The organism is Ancylobacter mangrovi, from assembly GCF_024752355.1.
Classification (GTDB): Bacteria; Pseudomonadota; Alphaproteobacteria; order Rhizobiales; family Xanthobacteraceae; genus Ancylobacter; species Ancylobacter mangrovi.
Genome location: NZ_JANTHZ010000001.1, coordinates 372,296 through 389,631, shown reverse-complemented (window position 1 = coordinate 389,631; position 17,336 = coordinate 372,296). Strand labels below are relative to the sequence as shown.

General features: G+C 68.3%; 18 protein-coding genes. 5 read left to right on the top strand and 13 right to left on the bottom strand.

Annotation, left to right across the window (positions count from 1 at the left end; all coding sequences use genetic code 11):
• The first annotated feature begins 20 nt into the window (after positions 1-20).
• Positions 21-665, top strand: coding sequence for an outer membrane protein (locus NVS89_RS01770; RefSeq protein WP_258730758.1), 645 nt, complete (start codon positions 21-23; stop codon positions 663-665).
• 84 nt (positions 666-749) lie between these two features.
• On the opposite strand, the gene NVS89_RS01765 is transcribed toward NVS89_RS01770, so the two are convergent.
• The 10 genes from NVS89_RS01765 to NVS89_RS01720 form a co-directional block, all read right to left on the bottom strand.
• Positions 750-1,358 carry a glutathione S-transferase family protein gene (locus tag NVS89_RS01765; protein WP_258730757.1) on the bottom strand — a complete coding sequence of 203 codons (609 nt, stop codon included), beginning with the start codon at positions 1,356-1,358 and terminating at the stop codon, positions 750-752.
• A 102-nt stretch (positions 1,359-1,460) separates the two neighbouring features.
• On the bottom strand, positions 1,461-1,676 hold the full coding sequence (locus tag NVS89_RS01760; protein WP_258730756.1) for a cold-shock protein: 216 nt from the start codon (positions 1,674-1,676) through the stop codon (positions 1,461-1,463).
• A 253-nt stretch (positions 1,677-1,929) separates the two neighbouring features.
• Positions 1,930-2,799, bottom strand: coding sequence for a 23S rRNA (adenine(2030)-N(6))-methyltransferase RlmJ (locus tag NVS89_RS01755; RefSeq protein WP_258730755.1), 870 nt, complete (start codon positions 2,797-2,799; stop codon positions 1,930-1,932).
• 17 nt (positions 2,800-2,816) lie between these two features.
• A complete protein-coding gene (locus NVS89_RS01750) occupies positions 2,817-3,473 on the bottom strand; it encodes a ribonuclease T2 family protein (RefSeq protein ID WP_258730754.1) in 657 nt (218 codons plus the stop codon).
• Entirely contained in the window at positions 3,470-4,030 is a 561-nt protein-coding gene (locus NVS89_RS01745; protein ID WP_258730753.1) for a hypothetical protein, read from the bottom strand. Before NVS89_RS01745 ends, NVS89_RS01750 begins: the two co-directional genes overlap by 4 nt.
• A gap of 98 nt (positions 4,031-4,128) precedes the next feature.
• Positions 4,129-4,386: a hypothetical protein gene (locus tag NVS89_RS01740; protein WP_258730752.1), complete on the bottom strand. Its 258-nt coding sequence runs from the start codon at positions 4,384-4,386 to the stop codon at positions 4,129-4,131.
• Between the two features lie 111 nt (positions 4,387-4,497).
• A complete protein-coding gene (locus tag NVS89_RS01735; RefSeq protein ID WP_258730751.1) occupies positions 4,498-4,851 on the bottom strand; it encodes a cupin domain-containing protein in 354 nt (117 codons plus the stop codon).
• A 58-nt stretch (positions 4,852-4,909) separates the two neighbouring features.
• Positions 4,910-5,434: a peptidoglycan-binding domain-containing protein gene (locus NVS89_RS01730; RefSeq protein ID WP_258730750.1), complete on the bottom strand. Its 525-nt coding sequence runs from the start codon at positions 5,432-5,434 to the stop codon at positions 4,910-4,912.
• 225 nt (positions 5,435-5,659) lie between these two features.
• A complete protein-coding gene (locus tag NVS89_RS01725) occupies positions 5,660-7,285 on the bottom strand; it encodes a regulator (RefSeq protein ID WP_258730749.1) in 1,626 nt (541 codons plus the stop codon).
• Positions 7,286-7,404: 119 nt separating this feature from the next.
• The gene (locus NVS89_RS01720; protein ID WP_258730748.1) at positions 7,405-8,091 is read right to left on the bottom strand and encodes a cysteine hydrolase family protein; all 687 of its coding nucleotides are present in this window, start codon (positions 8,089-8,091) and stop codon (positions 7,405-7,407) included.
• Between the two features lie 158 nt (positions 8,092-8,249).
• Between NVS89_RS01720 and NVS89_RS01715 the strand changes: the two genes are divergently transcribed.
• The 3 genes from NVS89_RS01715 (at position 8,250) to NVS89_RS01705 (ending at position 11,639) form a co-directional block, all read left to right on the top strand.
• Positions 8,250-8,381 (top strand): hypothetical protein, encoded by a 132-nt coding sequence (locus NVS89_RS01715; protein WP_258730747.1) that lies wholly within the window; start codon positions 8,250-8,252, stop codon positions 8,379-8,381.
• A gap of 46 nt (positions 8,382-8,427) precedes the next feature.
• Entirely contained in the window at positions 8,428-11,016 is a 2,589-nt protein-coding gene (uvrB, locus tag NVS89_RS01710) for an excinuclease ABC subunit UvrB (RefSeq protein ID WP_258730746.1), read from the top strand.
• A 200-nt stretch (positions 11,017-11,216) separates the two neighbouring features.
• Positions 11,217-11,639, top strand: a complete 423-nt coding sequence (locus tag NVS89_RS01705) for a DUF805 domain-containing protein (protein WP_258730745.1) — start codon at positions 11,217-11,219, stop codon at positions 11,637-11,639.
• A gap of 16 nt (positions 11,640-11,655) precedes the next feature.
• Here the strand turns inward: NVS89_RS01705 and NVS89_RS01700 are convergent, their stop codons facing one another.
• The 3 genes from NVS89_RS01700 to NVS89_RS01690 all read right to left on the bottom strand — a co-directional run bounded on the left by NVS89_RS01700 (position 11,656) and on the right by NVS89_RS01690 (position 14,170).
• Positions 11,656-12,765, bottom strand: coding sequence for a linear amide C-N hydrolase (locus tag NVS89_RS01700; RefSeq protein ID WP_258730744.1), 1,110 nt, complete (start codon positions 12,763-12,765; stop codon positions 11,656-11,658).
• A 100-nt stretch (positions 12,766-12,865) separates the two neighbouring features.
• Positions 12,866-13,843 (bottom strand): Tim44 domain-containing protein, encoded by a 978-nt coding sequence (locus NVS89_RS01695; RefSeq protein WP_258730743.1) that lies wholly within the window; start codon positions 13,841-13,843, stop codon positions 12,866-12,868.
• Between the two features lie 150 nt (positions 13,844-13,993).
• A complete protein-coding gene (locus NVS89_RS01690; protein ID WP_258730742.1) occupies positions 13,994-14,170 on the bottom strand; it encodes a hypothetical protein in 177 nt (58 codons plus the stop codon).
• Between the two features lie 352 nt (positions 14,171-14,522).
• On the opposite strand from NVS89_RS01690, the gene ppc reads away from it, so the two are divergent.
• The gene (gene ppc / locus NVS89_RS01685; protein WP_258730741.1) at positions 14,523-17,336 is read left to right on the top strand and encodes a phosphoenolpyruvate carboxylase; all 2,814 of its coding nucleotides are present in this window, start codon (positions 14,523-14,525) and stop codon (positions 17,334-17,336) included.

The following is a 17,336-nucleotide window of genomic DNA, read 5'->3' as shown; positions in this document are numbered from 1 at the left end:
TTGTCGTTCGGAGAGTATTTATGAACACGATCATCCGCTCGGGCATGGCCGCCGCTGCCCTTCTCGTCGCGGCGCCGGCCTTCGCTGCCGACCTGCCGCAGGCTTATCCGACCAAGGCCCCGGTGGTTGTGGCCGAGCCCGCCTTTACCTGGACCGGTTTCTATCTCGGTGCCAACGCCGGCTACGCCTGGGGTTCGGGCGAGGGCGGGGCTTCCACGCTCGGCCTCGACCCCGACGGCTTCCTCGGCGGCGGCCAGATCGGCGTGAACTACCAGTTCGGCAACAATGTCGTGCTGGGCGCCGAGGCCGACTTCCAGGGTTCGGACATCAAGGACGACGCCTATGGCTACGAGTCCAAGATGGACTATTTCGGCACCGTGCGCGCCCGCCTCGGCTACGCGTTCGACAACGTGCTGCCCTACGTGACCGGCGGTCTCGCCTGGGGTCATAACGAGGTCAAGAACTCCAACCTCGGCCTGTCCTCGGATAACACCGCCGTCGGCTGGACCGTCGGTGGCGGCGTCGAGTACGGCCTGACGAACAACTGGACCGTCAAGGCCGAGTACCTCTACATGGATCTCGGCGAGGACTACTACGACAGCATCGGCGTGAAGAGCGGCCTGACCGCCAACGTCGTGCGCGCCGGCATCAACTACAAGTTCTGATCCGCCGGCCCTCGCGGCCGTCGATCGATCCGATCTCGAAGACCCCGGGCGGCGACGCCCGGGGTTTTTCGTTTGCGCGGCGCGTCAGCCGTGGAAGCGCGTTGCCTCGAAAGCGGGCACGCGTGCAGCGAAGCTGTTCAGCCAGCTCACCAGCGCGGGGTGGCCGGCGCGCCAGGCGCCTTCGAAGCGCAGGTCGAGATAGCCGAGCGCGCAGGCGAGGGCGATCTCCCCGACATGGGCCGGCGCGGAGACGTTCCCCGCGGCCGGCGGCGCGGCCTCGAACGCCGCCAGCGCCCGCTCCACCTTGCCCGCCTGGGTGGCGAGCCAGTCGGGGCTGCGGATCTGCTCGGGCCGGAAGCGCACCTCGTAGACCTGCAGCAGCGCGGCATCCATCAGCCCGTCGGCCAGCGCCTGCGCGGTGAGGGCCGCGAAGCGCGGCTCGCCGCCCGCCGGCACGATGCACCCGCCGCCGGCCTCGGCGTCGAGATAGTCGAGGATGACCCGGGAATCGAACAGCGGCGCCGCATCGTCGCGCAGCAGCACGGGAATCTTGCCGAGCGGGTTCTGCGCGCGCACCGAATCCTTGGGATCCGTGGTGTCGGCGGGCTCGATCTCGAGGGCGATCCCGCACAGGGCCGCCCCGATCTTGGCCTTGCGGCCGAAGGGCGAGGCGGGTGACGAACGTAGCTTCATGGGATGCATCGCAAGCGAGGCGGGACGGCGTCGCCGTTGGTCGTCATCGGCATGCCGCTCTGCCGGCCGACGGCGGTATGCCGCAGCTTCGTGCGAGGCGTATCAGTCGGCGAGCTGCAGGTCGATGGCCTTGGGCCCCTTGCCCCGCTTGTCCGGCTCGACCTCGAAGCTCACCCGCTGTCCTTCCGCCAGCGTGCCGAGGCCCGAGCGCGTGACGGCTGAAACGTGCACGAACACATCCCTTCCTCCGTCGTCCGGACGGATGAAGCCGTATCCCTTCTCGGTGTTGAAGAACTTGACGGTACCCGTCGTCGCCATTCGCCTGCTCTCCTCATCCCCGAATGGACTCCTGCCATTCGCCGGATCTCCTAGCCCCTGTCCATCAAGCAAGACCGATGCCGGACGCATGCGGGAGCCGGATCGCGAACGCCCGCCCGCGCCCTGGGCGCGCGTGAGCGGGGGCGCGATCAGGGTGTCGAGGCGTTGCGGAAGGGGAATCTAGGACGGGGAGATGACGGGCGACCGACGCCGGCGCTTTTGCGTCAGCAACACCGGCGTCAGCGCTTCGGCGTCAGCGCTCCGGGGTGAGCCAGCCGACGCGCACCCGTCCGGTGCCGTCGGTGGCGAGCACGCGGGCGAGGGCGCCGAGCACCAGTCGGAGCTCGTCCGCCAGCGTGAAGGGCGGGTTGACGATGACGAGGCCGCAGCCGGAAAGCGCATCGGCCTGCCGCACCGCCCGCAGGTCGAACTGGATGTTCAGCGTCTTCGGGATGCGCGCCCGCTCGATCGCCCGGCGGAAGGCATCCACCGCGCGCACGTCCTTGATCGGGTACCAGAGCGCGTAGATCCCGCCCGACCAGCGCCGGTGCGCCTCGACGAGGGCGTCGGCCATGCGTGGAAACTCGTGCGGGTCCTCGAAGGGCGGGTCGACCAGCACTACGCCGCGCCGCTCCTTCGGCGGCAGATAGGCGTGGAGCGCCTGCCACCCGTCGACGGCCAGCACCTTGGCGCGCGGCTCGCGGCCGACCGCCGCCTCCAGCGCGCCGCGCACCTCGGGCACGGTCTCGCAGAACAGCAGCCGGTCCTGCGGCCGGGTCAGCGCGAGGGCGATCAGCGGCGAGCCGGGATAGAAGCGCAGCGCCCCGGGGGCCGTGTCCGGTCCGGCCGGATTGAGCGCCCGCACCGCGTCGAGCCATGGCGCCAGCAGGGCGGCGACCTCGGGGGTGAACGTCGCCCCGAGCACGGCGCCGATGCCCCCGCGCCATTCCCCGGTGCGCCCGGCTTCCTCGCCCGCGAGATCGTAGAAGCCGGCGCCGGCATGGATGTCGATGACGCGATAGGGCGCATCCTTGCGCCCGAGATAGGCAAGGATGCGCGCCAGAGCGACATGCTTGACGACATCGGCGAAATTGCCGGCATGGAAGGCGTGGCGGTAGTTCATGGCATGGGTCCGGCGGTTCAGCCGCCGCGCGTCGGCGGCATGACGATGCGCGCGGCGCGGCAGGCACGGCGGTCGACCTCGGTGCAGGAGGTGAAGCCGAGCGAGCGGTCGAGGCAGATCTGCACCTCGGTCAGGCGCCGTCCGTCGCAGTCGACCGCGATCATGTCGGCGGCGAGCCCCGGATTGGCGGCGCGGAACGCGCTCTCCACCTCGCCCGGCGTGACGGTGCGATAGGTGTCGAGATGGCGGAACTGCGCGGGGATCGTCACCTCGCCGAAGGCGCGGCGCAGCGTGGTGAAATAGGCGGTGGCGTCGAGCCCGGAACAGGTGCCGTGCCGGCGCCACTCATGCAGGGCGAGGTTGCGGCTGGGCATGATGTCGAGCACGCCGCGCAGCACCGGCTCGGGAACATAGGGCGCAGGGCGCTGGCAGAACTCGGGCCAGCCGCGCGCATATTGCGGCCACAGCCCGTGCACCACGAAGGCGAAGGGGCGCGCACGGTCGCACTGCGCGGGCTCGGCCTGCGCCGTCTGGCAATAGGTCGGCGACCAGGAAAGGGAGAGGACGTAGTGATCGAACCGGCCCGGTTCGCCTTCCGCCCGGGCCGAGGCCGACAGGGCGGCGAGCAGAAGAAACGCGGCGCCGAGGCGCCGCGCCACCTCGGCTGGACTCACGGCAGCGCCATGCGGCAGTGCGGCGCGTAGGTCCAGGAACGGTCGAGCCCGTCGATGCACCATTCGACGCCCCAGGAGAAGCCCAGGAAGCCGCCATCCTCGACCAGCGAGTAGTAGATGCGGTGGCGGGTGCCGTGCATCACCGGCGGCGCGCCGACCTTGCCGCCGACATACTGGCTGGTGGCGTAGGGCGTCGCGGCCGTGGTCTCGCCGGAGATGACGACATCGGCGGCGCAATAGCGGCGCGGAATGTACTCCTCGCCCCAGGGCCGGAAGGCGATCTGGTGGATGCGGTCGAAAGAATCGATCTGCAGCGACGAGTTCCAGTACTTCGATTCGGTCTCGGCGAAGTGCTTCTGGATTCGCGAGAGCGCGGCCGGCAGGTCGCAGGACGGCACGTTGCCGCTGTAGTTCGGGCCGGAAAGCCAGAAGTTCTTCTCGAGGAAGCTTGCCGCGTGCCCCGTGCCGGCGGACCCGACCAGCAGCGCCGCGCTCGCCAGCAGCCCCGTCGCCCAACGTGTCGCGGCGCCCAAACCCCGGCTCCGATCCTTGACCATGACAGCCCTCTCCCATGCGTTGGCCGGACGATGCATCCCACCCCGCCACCGGTCAAGGACGAGCGCGCAACATCGGGCGCAAAATCCGCGCCCTGCGGTCAGTGCAGCGGAACGGAGCTCGCGGCGAGGCGCAGCGGGGCGCGCCGCAGGGAGACGTTGCACGGCTCCTTGGCGAAGATCCAGCTCGAGACGTTCTCGTTCATGCCGCACACCGCCATGCGCGGGCCGGAGGGGCCCGAGAGGCATACGCGCTGGCCGAGCTGGTAGTCGCGCCCGCCCGCGCGGCAGGTGCAGTCCGCCGCCGCGCTGCCGGCGGTCGCCAGCAGCAGAACGGCGGCCGTGGCAAGAGACGGCAACGCAAGATGCGGCAGGGCAAGATGTTGCAAGGAAAGGGAGGATGCGCTGCGTATGCGATCGTACTGCATATCGACACCTTCCGTGTTGAGGCGCACGCAATACGAAGTTTCTCAGATCAGGCGGATGACGTAAAGTTTGCGCGTCGTCTCGACGACTTCCCAGATGCCCTTGAAACCGGGCCGGATGACGAAGCTGTCGCCCGCCTGCAGCCGCACCGGGGCGGCGCCGTCCTCGTGCAGGATCGAGACGCCGGCGGTCAGGGTGCAGAACTCCCATTCCTCGTAGTCGACCCGCCAGGCGCCGGGCGAGGATTCCCACACCCCGGCGAACAGCGCGCCGTCCGGCAGCGTCTCGAAGTTCCAGGTGAGATGGCGCGGATTGCCGGCGACGATGCGCTCGGGCAGCGGCGCGGTCTCTTCAGGCTCGCCGAAGGTTTCGAGGTCGAACTTGAGCAGCAGGGACATGGATGTCTCGACAGGAGGAGGGAAGGCCACCGGATGATGGCATCCGATGGCCGGCCCGTCAGCTGAAGAAACCTTTGATGGTCGCCCAGATGCTCTTCGGCGGCGCCTCGGCGGCCTCCGCCACCGGCGTCTCGTCCGGCGCCTGCGGCGCCGGCGCCGCGCCGGGGTCGATCTGCGATTTCGAAATCACCGCCGGGGTGATTTCCGTGAAAACGGCCAGCTTGGCGAGCGTCGCGGGGCCGGCGAAGCCGTCCGCCTCGAGCCCGTTGGCGGCCTGGTAGGTCTTCACCGCCTTGGCGGTGCCGGCGCCGAACTTGCCGTCGGTGGCGATGCCGAGGGCCGATTGAAGCTTCTTCACCGTCTCGCCCGAGGAGCCCACCTTCAGCAGGACGAGCTCGTAAAGGCCGAGCGAGGCGAAGGTGTCGGGACCGGCGATGCCGTCGGTGCCCAGCCCGTGCTCCTTCTGATACGCCTTGAGCGCCTCCTCCGTCTGGGGCCCGAACCGGCCATCGGCCGGGACACCAAGCTTCTCCTGGAGAATCTTCACCGGCGTGCCGGCAAGTCCCTTTTTCAAGATCGACATGATCAAAGCCTTTCAAGCCAGTGTGGACGCGGCCGCGCAGCGGCCCCGGCCGGCAGGGTGCGCCCGCCGGCGAGGACAGCAGAGCACAGCTCGGCCCTCAGCAGAATGAAAGTTACGAAGGGGCACTCCGCAGGCGGAAGTGGCGCGGGCCATCCAGGGAGATGACCCGCGCCGCCTCAAGTCGCTCCGTGCCCCCCGGCCGAAGCGCAAGAGCCGATGCCGCGCCTATTCCGCCGGCGCGGGCTGCGCGCCCTCGGGCTCGGCGCCGCGCGCTTCCGCCGGCAGGCTCTCGGGCACGGCGTAGCGGGAGCAGGCGAACAGCAGGCCGGCGACCATGACATAGGCGAGCGAGACGCCCGGCGTGACCGCGATGCCCACCATCTCGCCATGCATGAAGCCGAAGAAGGTGAGCACCGCGCCCGCAAGCGCGAAGGCGGAGGCGTGGACGAACTTACGCTCGATGACGAACACGGCGATGGCGCCGAGCACCAGCCCGACCAGGATCGCGCCGCCGCCCATCACCTCCAGCCCGTGATAGAGTACGCCGACCGAGCCGAGCTTGTCGAAGCCGATGGCGGCGGCCGAGGTGCCGGCGAGGCCGAGCGAGTTGTCGATCAGCAGCTTCGCCCAGGCGGCGAGGTGGGGGCTGAGCGCCAGCACGACGGCGGGCGCGTGGCGGCTCGGCGTGGTCTGGAACGCCTGCGCGCCGATGAGCATGCCGATGTAGAGCAGGATCGGCGAGATCGCGACCACCGGGATCAGCGCCAGCAGCAGCGCGATGACGCCGAACCAGGCGAGGACGATCACCATCAGCCCGGTGGCGGCGGAATAGCCGATGCGCCCGCCCATCGACTTCCAGCCCGGGTGGCCGATATAGACCGCGTTGATGAACGGGTTGCCCATCAGGCAGCCGATCAGGCTGACCACGCCGTCGGCGGTCAACACCCGCGTGGTCGGGTAGTGGTCGCCCGCCGCCTCGGCGCTCTCCACATTGTCCATCGCCTCGACGAGGTCGTAGATGCCGAACGGGATCGCAGTGACGAGGATGACGCCGAGATAGCGGAAGCCGTGGAAGACGTGGTCGAGGGCCGGCAGCGGGATCTCGAAGCCGAAATTCGCCACCGCGTCGCCGACATTGGCGAGGCTCATGCCGCCATAGCCGAGCCCGAAGATGTTCGACCCCCAGGCGATGACCATGCCGACCGCGATGGCGACGAGGCCGGCGGGGATGCCCTTCGGGTACTTCACCCCGCCGAACCAGCTCACCATGATGACGGCGAAGCAGGTGAGGCCGATCACCGGCGTGGCGAAGATCTCGAAGGCGGGGCGCATGGAGATGAAGGCGATGGACACGCCCGCCAGCGTGCCGAGCAGTGCGGCGCGCGGCGTGATGCGCCGGATATAGGGGGCGACGAAGCCGCCGATCATCAGGATAAAGCTCTGGAAGAACACCCAGACGAGGCCCGCCTCCCAGCCCTGGATCGGGTCGCCGGTCGAGGCACCGATCGGCAGCATGATCACGAAGGTGACGACGAACATGTGCGGCACGCTGATGCCCGAGGGCAGGGCGCAGACGTCGTCGCGCCCGGTCTTCCTGGCGAGCTGGTAGCCGAGAAAGGCGTAATAGGCCGTCGACAGGAACATCATCAGCCCGACCGCCGGCAGGATGCGCCCGAACACGATCTCCGGCGGCATCTTCAGCACGAACTGCAGCAGGCCCGTCAGCACCAGCATGTTGACGAGGATGTTGGTGCCGAAGCCGAACAGGGCATTCCAGTCGCCCCGCGTCCACAACGTCGGACGCATGCCGATGCGGGCGGGCGATATCGGTGTCATCTCGTTCGCGGACATGAAGCTGATCCCCATGGAAAGACGGTGGTCGCGCAGGCGTCAGGCACGGATCACTTTCGTCGGGGCGGCGGCGCGGGCGGCGTCGCCTCCGTGGCGTCAGCTCGTCGGCGGGCGGGCGCTCACGCGGCCTGCGCCTTGTTGCCGAGGGCGGCGACGAGGCCGGAAGAGGAGGACACCCAGCCGAAGATCCCGCCCTGCGCCTTGATCATCTCGAGGCCGACGCGGTGGAATTCCGGGAAATAGGAGGCGCAGCAATCGGCCAGCGCCACGCAGCGGTAGCCGCGGTCGTTGCCCTCGCGAATGGTGGTGTGGACGCAGACCTCGGTGGTGACGCCGCACACCAGCAGCGTGTCGATGCCGCGGTTCTTCAGCATCAGCTCGAGGTCGGTCTGGTAGAAGGCGCCCTTGCCGGGCTTGTCGAGCACCGGCTCGCCCTCGGCGGGGGCGAGCTCGGCGATGATGTCGTGGCCCGGCTCGCCGCGGATGAGGATGCGGCCCATCGGCCCGGCGCAGCCGATGCGCGCCGTGGGCTCGCCGCGCTCCACCTTGGCGGGCGGGGCGTCCATCATGTCCGGGCGATGGCCCTCGCGGGTGTGGATCACCAGCATGCCGGCGGCGCGGGCGGCGGCGAGGGCGGCCTGGCACGGCCCGACGGCCGCCTGCAGCAGCGACACGTCGTTGCCGAGCGTCTCGCCGAAGCCGCCGGGCTCCAGAAAGTCGCGCTGCATGTCGATGATGACCATCGCCGTGCGCTTCGGGTCGAAGGCGATCGGCGCCGGCTCGGCGGCGAGGAGGGATTCGGGCATGGCAGGCTCCGCATTCGTCCACGGCGATGCGCGTCCGTGTTGCATACATTGAAGTATGCATATGCCATGCCAATGATTAAATTTAAGGCAAACTATATCCTACTACATTGATATAATAGGATAATTCTGCAGAGCGATCTACGTGGCGGCGTGGCGGGATGCCGCTTCTTCTGCCACTGCGGGCGGCAGATGCCGCCGATGTGATCGCCGCGACGTTCGCCGATCTTGCCGACGCGGACGCCCGCGGCGGGGTGGGATCGGGAAAGGAGTGGGGTGTCGTCGCCCCGTGATCGGTGGACCCTTTTCTCCACCGCCCGCCGACCCCATATTGACGCCATGCCGAAAGCTGCACGTCCCGGCGGATTCGGAGAGCGCTCGCAGCGCGCCTTCGAACCCGCGCAAGTTTCCACGCTCGATCCCGCGCTCGCCGAGAAACTCGGCGTGGCGCCGACCTCGGGCGCCTCCGCCACCGTCGCCGCCCTGTCGGCGCTGATCGAGGGCGGGCGCGCCGAGGTCGACAAACAGGTCTGGGCGCCACATCGCCCGGCGCGTCCGGAAAAGTCGGAAGGCGGCGTCCGCTTCGAGCTGAAGTCGGACTACACGCCCAATGGCGACCAGCCGCAGGCGATCACCGAGCTGGTCGAGGCGGCGGACCAGGGCGAGCGCGACCAGGTGCTGCTCGGCGTGACCGGCTCGGGCAAGACCTTCACCATGGCCAACGTCATCCAGCGCGTGCAGCGCCCGGCGCTGGTACTGGCGCCGAACAAGACGCTCGCGGCGCAGCTCTATGGCGAATTCAAGAGCTTCTTCCCCGACAACGCGGTCGAGTATTTCGTCTCCTATTACGACTACTACCAGCCGGAAGCCTATGTGCCGCGCACCGACACCTTCATCGAGAAGGAGTCGTCCATCAACGAGCAGATCGACCGCATGCGCCATTCGGCGACGCGCGCGCTGCTTGAGCGCGACGACGTCATCATCGTCGCCTCGGTGTCCTGCATCTACGGCATCGGCTCGGTCGAGACCTACGCGTCTATGACCTTCAAGGTCGAGATCGGCGAGCGGATCGACCAGCGTCAGCTCCTCGCCGACCTTGTCGCCCTCCAGTACAAGCGCACCCAGGGCGATTTCGGCCGCGGCACCTTCCGGGTGCGGGGCGATGTGATCGAGATCTTCCCCGCGCATTACGAGGATCGCGCCTGGCGTGTCTCGCTGTTCGGCGACGAGGTGGAGAGCATCCAGGAATTCGACCCGCTGACCGGGCAGAAGTCGCAGGATCTCAAGTTCATCAAGCTCTACGCCAACTCGCACTATGTGACGCCGCGCCCGACGCTGATCCAGGCGATCCAGGGCATCAAGGCCGAGCTCAAGCACCGGCTCGAGGAACTCAACGCCATGGGCCGCTATCTCGAGGCCCAGCGGCTGGAGCAGCGCTGCACCTTCGACCTAGAGATGATGGAGGCGACGGGAAGCTGCGCCGGCATCGAGAACTATTCGCGCTGGCTCACCGGCCGCCGGCCCGGCGAGCCGCCGCCGACCCTGTTCGAATACGTGCCCGACAACGCCCTCATCTTCGTCGACGAGAGCCACGTCACCGTGCCGCAGATCGGCGCCATGTACCGCGGCGACTTCCGCCGCAAGGCGACGCTGGCCGAATACGGCTTCCGCCTGCCGAGCTGCATGGACAACCGGCCGCTGCGCTTCGAGGAGTGGGAGGCGATGCGCCCGCAGACGGTGCATGTCTCTGCCACCCCCGGCAAATGGGAGATGGAGAAGACCGGCGGCGTGTTCGTCGAGCAGGTCATCCGCCCGACCGGCCTGGTCGACCCCGAGGTCGAGGTGCGTCCCGCCCGGACCCAGGTCGACGACCTCTTGGGCGAGGTGCGGCAGGTGGCGGCGAAGGGCTACCGCACGCTGGTGACGACGCTGACCAAGCGCATGGCCGAGGACCTGACCGAATATCTGCACGAGAACGGCATCCGCGTGCGCTACATGCATTCGGACATCGACACCATCGAGCGCATCGAGATCATCCGCGACCTGCGGCTCGGCGCCTTTGACGTGCTGATCGGCATCAACCTGCTGCGCGAGGGGCTCGACATTCCCGAATGCGGGCTGGTGGCGATCCTCGACGCCGACAAGGAAGGCTTCCTGCGCTCGGAGACCTCGCTGATCCAGACCATCGGCCGCGCTGCGCGCAACGTCGACGGCCGGGTGCTGCTCTATGCCGACACCATCACCGGCTCGATGGAGCGGGCGATGGCGGAGACCGAGCGCCGCCGCATCAAGCAGGTTGCGTGGAACACCGAGCACGGCATCACGCCGGAGAGCGTGAAGAAGGCGATCGGCGACATCCTCGAAAGCGTCTATGAGCGCGACCACGTCACCGTCGATTCCGGCCTCGCCGAGGGCGCCGCGACCTATGGCAACAACCTTGCCGCGGTGATCGCCGACCTTGAGAAGCGCATGCGCGCGGCGGCGGCCGACCTCGATTTCGAGCAGGCCGCGCGGCTGCGCGACGAGATCAAGCGGCTGCAGGCGACCGAACTCGCCATCTCCGACGATCCGCTGGCGCGCCAGGACAGCGTGGACGACCGCACCGGCGGCTATCGCGGCGAGCGCAAATATGGCCGCGCCGGCAACCTGCCGGAGAAGAAGGGCAAGGGCGGCGCGAAGGCGGGCCGGGGCGGGCCGCGCTCCTCGCCCGGCCATGTCTCCTCCGGTGCCGATGCGCGGGCCGATGAAGCGCAGGCGGTCTATGATGCCGGCGGCTCGGCCTCCCGCGTGATCCGGCCCTCGCTGGACGACATGGGCCCGGGCACCGACCGGGTGGAGCCGCTGGGGCCGGACGGCTGGACCCGTCCCGAGCGCCCGGACCCTATGACCAAGGGCTATCGCAAGGGCGGGCGGCGCAAGGGGCGGTGAGGCCGATCCTGAATCCGGCGGTACGGGCCTGCCCGGGTCGAGACCTTCCCCGATCGTAATCCAGGGTTGTGCGCGGCGCGGATCTTCACGTAATCTCTGCCGTCACGGGCATCGCGGCCCTTTCGGCAGAGGTATCAATATAGGGTTAATACCCTCCGTCGTATGTTCCGCTTCCCGGGGGAGTTAAGTCGGTCAGGCAGATGAAGACGAGTTATGGGCAGCGACTCGAGTTCGGTGAATCGATTTCGAGTGTTCTGAGCAAGTACGCCACGTTCCACGGACGCGCGCCGCGTTCGGAATACTGGTGGTGGGTCCTGTTCACGATTCTGGTGCAGGCCGCGACCGGCATTCTCGACGCCGCCCTGTTCGACAATTACGGCCTCATCGCGCATCACGGCGCGCGCGGGTTCACCCCGCTGTCCAGCCTCGCCGGTCTCGCCATGCTGCTGCCGAGCCTTGCGGTCGGCGCGCGGCGCTTTCACGACATGGGCCGCAGCGCCTGGTGGCTGCTGATCGGGCTCACCGGCATCGGAGCCTTCGTCATCTTCTTCTGGTTCATGGCACGCGGCGATGAGGGCCCCAACCGTTACGGCCGGGACCCCCTCGACCGCCGCCCCGTCTAGCTGACGGCGGCGCGGCTCACTTCGACAGGTTGACGAAGTCCGCCTTCACCTCGAAGGACACGGTGCGGATATCCTTCGCGTCGAGATCGAGCTCGGAGAAGATGAGCGCGCGCGGGTTGGGGTTCTTGTAGTCCCAGATGGCGTAGATGCCGCGCTTGAGGTCGGCGACCGCCGACCATTCGGTCGTCTCCCAGCCGGCGACGCCGCCGCCCACATCCGAGCCGGCCTCGGTGCGGATCGCGCCGGGCGGGATGTCGAAATTGTCGAGGATGTGCCGGGCGGCGTCCATCGCGTCGAGGCCGGTGGCGAGCGGCGGCAGGCTGTCGGCGAACATGGTGGCGCGGATGAAGCGCGAGGGCGACAGGAAGTCGCCGGGAATGCCGTGCATGCCCGCGCCGGTCGAGGGGCCGGCGAAGCTTTCGCCACCGATCTTGCGGGCCGGGGGCTCGTTCGGCGACAGATTGCCGTAGAGGCCGAGATTGGCGAGGTGCCAGGGGAATTCCGGCGCGTTGGTCAGCGTGCCGATCGGGTTGTCGTACATGTTCAGCTTGCCGCCGACATATTCGATGACGAGGCTCTTGCCCTGAAGATCGTGCAGCGTGACGTGCAGCGGCACCGGCATCTTGAAGGTTTCCTGCGGCGCCTTGTTCACCTTGATCTTGGGCAGGTTCTCCTTCACCTCGTCGATCGTGGCGAAGTTGGTCAGGATCCAGGTCAGCAGCTCGATCGAGGCGATGGAGTTCTTGGCCTCGCCGGGTGCGACGTCCTGGAACTCGGCATAGTTCGGCAGGTAGAGCATGCCGCCGCCCAGGCCCTTCTCGTTCATGCCGTCGACGAGGATGTTCAGGCCGAGCGCGTTGGCGCCGGCAGCGCCGTATTTGGAGGTCCAGGAGAGGCCGGCGCCGGCCGTGCCGTCAGGCCCGGTGCCGGTGAACGCATGGTTGCGGGGGATCACCATGAGCTGCGAGTGCAGCGGCATGCTGAACTCCATGGTGCGGCCATACACGTAGGAGCCGTCCTGTGCCGCCAGGACGAAGGAGGTGCAGGCGTTGGCGGCGACCGGCGCCGCCGCCATGGAAAACGACGCCGCAGCAACGATTCCCTGTCGAACGAATGAACGGAACATGGAGAGCCTCCCTTGCCTCTATTGGTTGAGGGAGGGCTATCCTGGGATCGAATTCCCTATCGTTCGATGACTGTCTCAGCTTTCCGTAAGGAAAACGGCGTTAACCTTGCTGAATTGCGCTCAGCGTCCACTCGCCGCCGGGGCTGCGCACGAAGGTCCAGAACTCGGTCACCTGCGCCGGGCGGTCCGGGTCGCCCTGGACGACGCGGCCGGTGGCGCTCTCCACGGTGACGTCCTTCAGCTCGTAGCGCATGGCGACCGTGGCGTAGTCGCGATCGCCCTCGCTCCACGCTTCCGAGAGGTCGCCCTGGAGCAGCCTCACGTCGGACAGCCGGTTCTCAAGGCCGTTGCGGACGAGATCGTCGAGCTCCTCGCCGATATAGCCCATCATCTCCGGCGTCAGCCGGCGCGCCAGCTCGGCACGGTCCTGCCGGCCATAGGCGTTCTGGACCTCGCCGAGAAGGCGCTCGAAGCTGTCGAAATCGGTGCCCTCCAGCTTCAGCGGCCGCCCGCGCGGCGCGGAGCCGAAGCCGGGCCGCACCGGCGCGTCCGTGCCGCCGCCGGCCTCGTCGAGGCCGGAGCGGCGCAGCGGATCGGGCCGCGCGCCGGCATAGGACGGCTGGTTGCGCGTGCGCAGCCAGCCCATGACGAGCCGCACCACGATCACGATCAGGGCGATCTGGAGGAGGAGGCCGAAGAAGCCGGCCATGCTGCCGATGCCGGAGAAGAAGCCGCCGCCCATCAGCAGGCCGAACAGCCCGGCGCCGAGAAGGCCGCCCATCAGGCCGCCCATGAAACCGCCACGGCCGAACAGGCCGCCCGGCTGGGCCATCGGCGGGCGCGTGGCGCTCTGCCCCAGCTGACTCTGCGGCGTGGTCGAACGCTGCATCGGCTGGGCATAGGGGGAGGTCGGGGTCGGCGCGGGCGTCGACCAGGTCCGCATGCCACGGCTGCCGAAGCTTCCGCTCCGCCCGAGCCGGGCTTCGGCGAAGTCGCTCGCGGCAACGACGCCGACAGCGACGATGACAGACGCCAGCGCAACGCGCAGGGCGGCGGAGCTCAGTCGCAGTTTACGCACGGGTGGCGGGCCTTTCTCGCTCGACAACAGGATGGCGGCACATGCCGCTACGTCATCCATATGGGGGGCGGGGCAGGCTTTGTCACCCTCTGCCGCGATCACATCCGCGCGCCGTCGCCAAAAGGCCGAGCAGGCGCGGGTCCGTAACGGTCAAAAGCCGAGCAGAGACTCGATGGCCGCGATCGATCCCACCGGCGCTGCGGCCGTGTTGCCGGCCTTCTTGTCGGTGGAACTGGCGGTCTGACGCGGATCGGCGGCGAGCGGGGTCTTTGCCGGACGAAGCGCGGCGGGGGTCTGGCCCTCGGCGCGATTCAAGACGGGGGGCATTTCAACGTCCTTCCTGTTACGCACACGCATATGTCACACTGCCGGCCGACTGCCGGCTTCCTGCTGAATCAACACCGTTTTTCTTCCGGCGCTGATCCTTTCACGAACACCGTTATGAACGGCTAACGCTGAACCCCAGCTGAGCGTTTCGTTCATATGTACAGTCATTTCGTTCACAATCGCGGCGGACATAGGGCAATTGTTGCCAGTTCGCACGAGAATCCGAAGCTGTTGCGCCAAGGTCGCACTGGTATCGGGCGGCTGCCTTCCCCGGGTGGGGAAAAGGGCCGCATCGGGGTGTCATGCCCGGCATGCTAATTGCTAAGTCCCACGGGTCTCAGGGAGTATCGCCATGTCCGTTGCCCTCACCATCGCGCTGCCCGATGCCGATATCGATCCGGACGGCGAGCTCGACCTGTCGCTGCGCGAGGACATCCGCATGCTGGGCCGCGTGCTCGGCGACACGCTGCGCGACCAGGAAGGCGAGCCGATCTTCGATCTGGTGGAGAACATCCGGCGGGTCTCGACGCGCTTCCACCGCGAGGAGGACGAGGGCGCCCGGCACGAGCTGGAGGCGATGCTCAGCGACCTCGACGCGGACGACACGATCAGCATCGTGCGCGCCTTCAGCTATTTCTCGCACCTCGCCAACATCGCCGAGGATCAGAACGTCATCCGCCGCATGCGGGCGGCGGCGGCGAGCGGGCATGGTGCCGGGCCGGCGACGGTGGTCGGGGCGCTGGAGCGTGCGCGCAAGGCGGGTATCACCGTCGCCGAGCTGCGCAATTTCTTCGCCACGGCGCTGGCGAGCCCGGTGCTGACCGCCCACCCGACCGAGGTGCGTCGCCGCTCCACCCTGACGCACGAGATGCGCATCGCCGAGCTATTGGCCGACCGCGCCCGCACCGAGCCGACGCCCGAGGAGCAGCAGCTCGCCGACGACGAACTGCGCCGGCGCGTATTGACGCTCTGGCAGACCAACCTCCTGCGCAAGACCAAGCTCACCGTGCTCGACGAGGTGGCGAACGGTCTCGCCTATTACGACTACACTTTCCTGCGCCAGCTCCCCACGCTCTACGCGGCGGTGGAGGACCGGCTGGCGGCGATGGAGAGCGACGCGGCGGAGAGCGGCGCGCTGCTGCCGCCGCCCGAGCTCGCCTCTTTCTTCCGCGTCGGAAGCTGGATCGGCGGCGACCGCGACGGCAATCCCTTCGTCACCGCCGACGTGACGAGCGAGACCATGCGCATGCAGAGCGCGCTGGCGGTGAGCTTCTATCTCAGCGAGCTGCACGAGCTCGGCGGAGAGCTGTCCATCAGCACCATCCGGGTGAAGGTCTCGGACGAGCTGATGGCGCTGATCGACACCGCGCCCGGCGAGACCTCGCCGCACCGGCGCCACGAACCCTACCGCCTCGCCATGGGCGCCATCGCGACGCGGCTGCGCGCCACCGCCTTCCGGCTCGAGGTGGCCGACCTCGCCGGCGTCACCGAGAAGCCGGACGCCGCCCCCTATGGTTCGGCGGCGGAGCTGCGCGCCGACCTCGACGTGCTCGACCGTTCGCTCAAGGCGCACGGCTCGGCCGCCGTCGCGCGCGGCAAGCTGAGGGCGCTGCGCCGGGCGGTGGACTGCTTCGGCTTCCATCTCGCCATCCTCGATTCGCGCCAGAACTCCGACGTGCATGAGCGCTGCGTGACCGAGCTGTTCGAGGTCGCCTCGCCGGGCACCAACTACAAGGCGCTGCCCGAGGGCACGCGCGTCGCGCTGCTGCTGCGCGAGCTGACCACGGCGCGCCCGCTGACCTCGCCCTTCATCGACTATTCGGACGAGACCGAGGGCGAATTGGAGATGCTGCGCACCTGCGCCCGCATCCACCGGATCTACGGGTCCGAGGCGATGCAGACCGCCATCATCTCCAAGGCGGAAGGCGTCTCCGACATGCTGGAGCTCGCCCTGCTGCTGAAGGAGGTCGGCCTGGTCGACCCGGCGGGCACCTCGGCGATGCACATCGTGCCGCTGTTCGAGACCATCGAGGATCTGCGCAACGCGCCGAAGGTGATGGAGCAGATGTTCCGCCTGCCGGAATATCGCCGGCTGGTGGACAGCCGCGGCGGCGTGCAGGAGGTGATGCTCGGCTATTCCGACAGCAACAAGGATGGCGGCTTCGTCACCTCCGGCTGGGAGCTCTACAAGGCTGAGATCGAGCTGATCGAGGTGTTCAGGCGCCACGGCGTGCGGCTGCGCCTGTTTCACGGCCGGGGCGGCTCGGTCGGCCGCGGCGGCGGGCCGAGCTACGACGCCATCCTCGCCCAGCCGGGCGGGGCGGTGCAGGGGCAGATCCGCATCACCGAGCAGGGCGAGATCATCTCCTCCAAATATTCGAACCCGGCGGTCGGGCGCGGCAATCTCGAGATCCTCACCGCCGCGACGCTGGAGGCGACGCTGCTCTCGGGAGACGCCAAGGCGCCGCGTGACGAATATCTCACCGTGATGGAGGACCTGTCGGAGGCGGCGTTCCGGGCCTATCGCGCGCTGGTCTACGAGACCCCGCGCTTCGAGGATTATTTCTGGGAATCCACCGTCATCAACGAGATCGCGACGCTGAACATCGGCTCGCGTCCGGCCTCGCGCAAGAAGACGCGGCGGATCGAGGATCTGCGTGCCATTCCCTGGGTGTTCTCCTGGGCGCAGTGCCGGCTCATGCTGCCGGGCTGGTACGGCTTCGGCACCGCGGTGCGCCAGTGGCTGGAGCTGCACCCGGACGGGCTCGGCCTGCTGCAGGAGATGTACCGGGAGTGGCCGTTCTTCCGCACCCAGCTCTCCAACATGGACATGGTGCTTTCCAAGAGCTCCATCGCCATCGCCTCGCGCTACGCGCAGCTGGTCGAGGACGTGGAGCTGCGCGAGAGCATCTTCGGGCGTATCCGCACCGAGCATCAGGCGGCGATCGACGCGCTGCTGTCGATTTCCGAACAGCCCCGGCTGCTCGGCTCCAACCCGCTGCTCGACCGCTCGATCCGCGCCCGCTTCCCCTATATCGACCCGCTGAACCACGTGCAGGTCGGACTCCTGAGGAAGTACCGCGCCAACGACACCGACGAGAAGGTGCTCCAAGGCATCCAGATCACCATCAACGGCATCTCGGCGGGCCTGCGGAACTCGGGGTGA

Bases quoted from the DNA above. Each gene is read 5' to 3' on its own strand.
- NVS89_RS01770 (WP_258730758.1), top strand. From the start codon at position 21: ATGAACACGATCATCCGCTCGGGCATGGCCGCCGCTGCCCTTCTCGTC.
- NVS89_RS01765 (WP_258730757.1), bottom strand. From the start codon at position 1,358: ATGAAGCTACGTTCGTCACCCGCCTCGCCCTTCGGCCGCAAGGCCAAG.
- NVS89_RS01760 (WP_258730756.1), bottom strand. From the start codon at position 1,676: ATGGCGACGACGGGTACCGTCAAGTTCTTCAACACCGAGAAGGGATAC.
- NVS89_RS01755 (WP_258730755.1), bottom strand. From the start codon at position 2,799: ATGAACTACCGCCACGCCTTCCATGCCGGCAATTTCGCCGATGTCGTC.
- NVS89_RS01745 (WP_258730753.1), bottom strand. From the start codon at position 4,030: ATGGTCAAGGATCGGAGCCGGGGTTTGGGCGCCGCGACACGTTGGGCG.
- NVS89_RS01735 (WP_258730751.1), bottom strand. From the start codon at position 4,851: ATGTCCCTGCTGCTCAAGTTCGACCTCGAAACCTTCGGCGAGCCTGAA.
- NVS89_RS01730 (WP_258730750.1), bottom strand. From the start codon at position 5,434: ATGTCGATCTTGAAAAAGGGACTTGCCGGCACGCCGGTGAAGATTCTC.
- NVS89_RS01725 (WP_258730749.1), bottom strand. From the start codon at position 7,285: ATGTCCGCGAACGAGATGACACCGATATCGCCCGCCCGCATCGGCATG.
- NVS89_RS01720 (WP_258730748.1), bottom strand. From the start codon at position 8,091: ATGCCCGAATCCCTCCTCGCCGCCGAGCCGGCGCCGATCGCCTTCGAC.
- NVS89_RS01715 (WP_258730747.1), top strand. From the start codon at position 8,250: ATGCCGCTTCTTCTGCCACTGCGGGCGGCAGATGCCGCCGATGTGATC.
- uvrB (WP_258730746.1), top strand. From the start codon at position 8,428: ATGCCGAAAGCTGCACGTCCCGGCGGATTCGGAGAGCGCTCGCAGCGC.
- NVS89_RS01705 (WP_258730745.1), top strand. From the start codon at position 11,217: ATGAAGACGAGTTATGGGCAGCGACTCGAGTTCGGTGAATCGATTTCG.
- NVS89_RS01700 (WP_258730744.1), bottom strand. From the start codon at position 12,765: ATGTTCCGTTCATTCGTTCGACAGGGAATCGTTGCTGCGGCGTCGTTT.
- NVS89_RS01690 (WP_258730742.1), bottom strand. From the start codon at position 14,170: ATGCCCCCCGTCTTGAATCGCGCCGAGGGCCAGACCCCCGCCGCGCTT.
- ppc (WP_258730741.1), top strand. From the start codon at position 14,523: ATGTCCGTTGCCCTCACCATCGCGCTGCCCGATGCCGATATCGATCCG.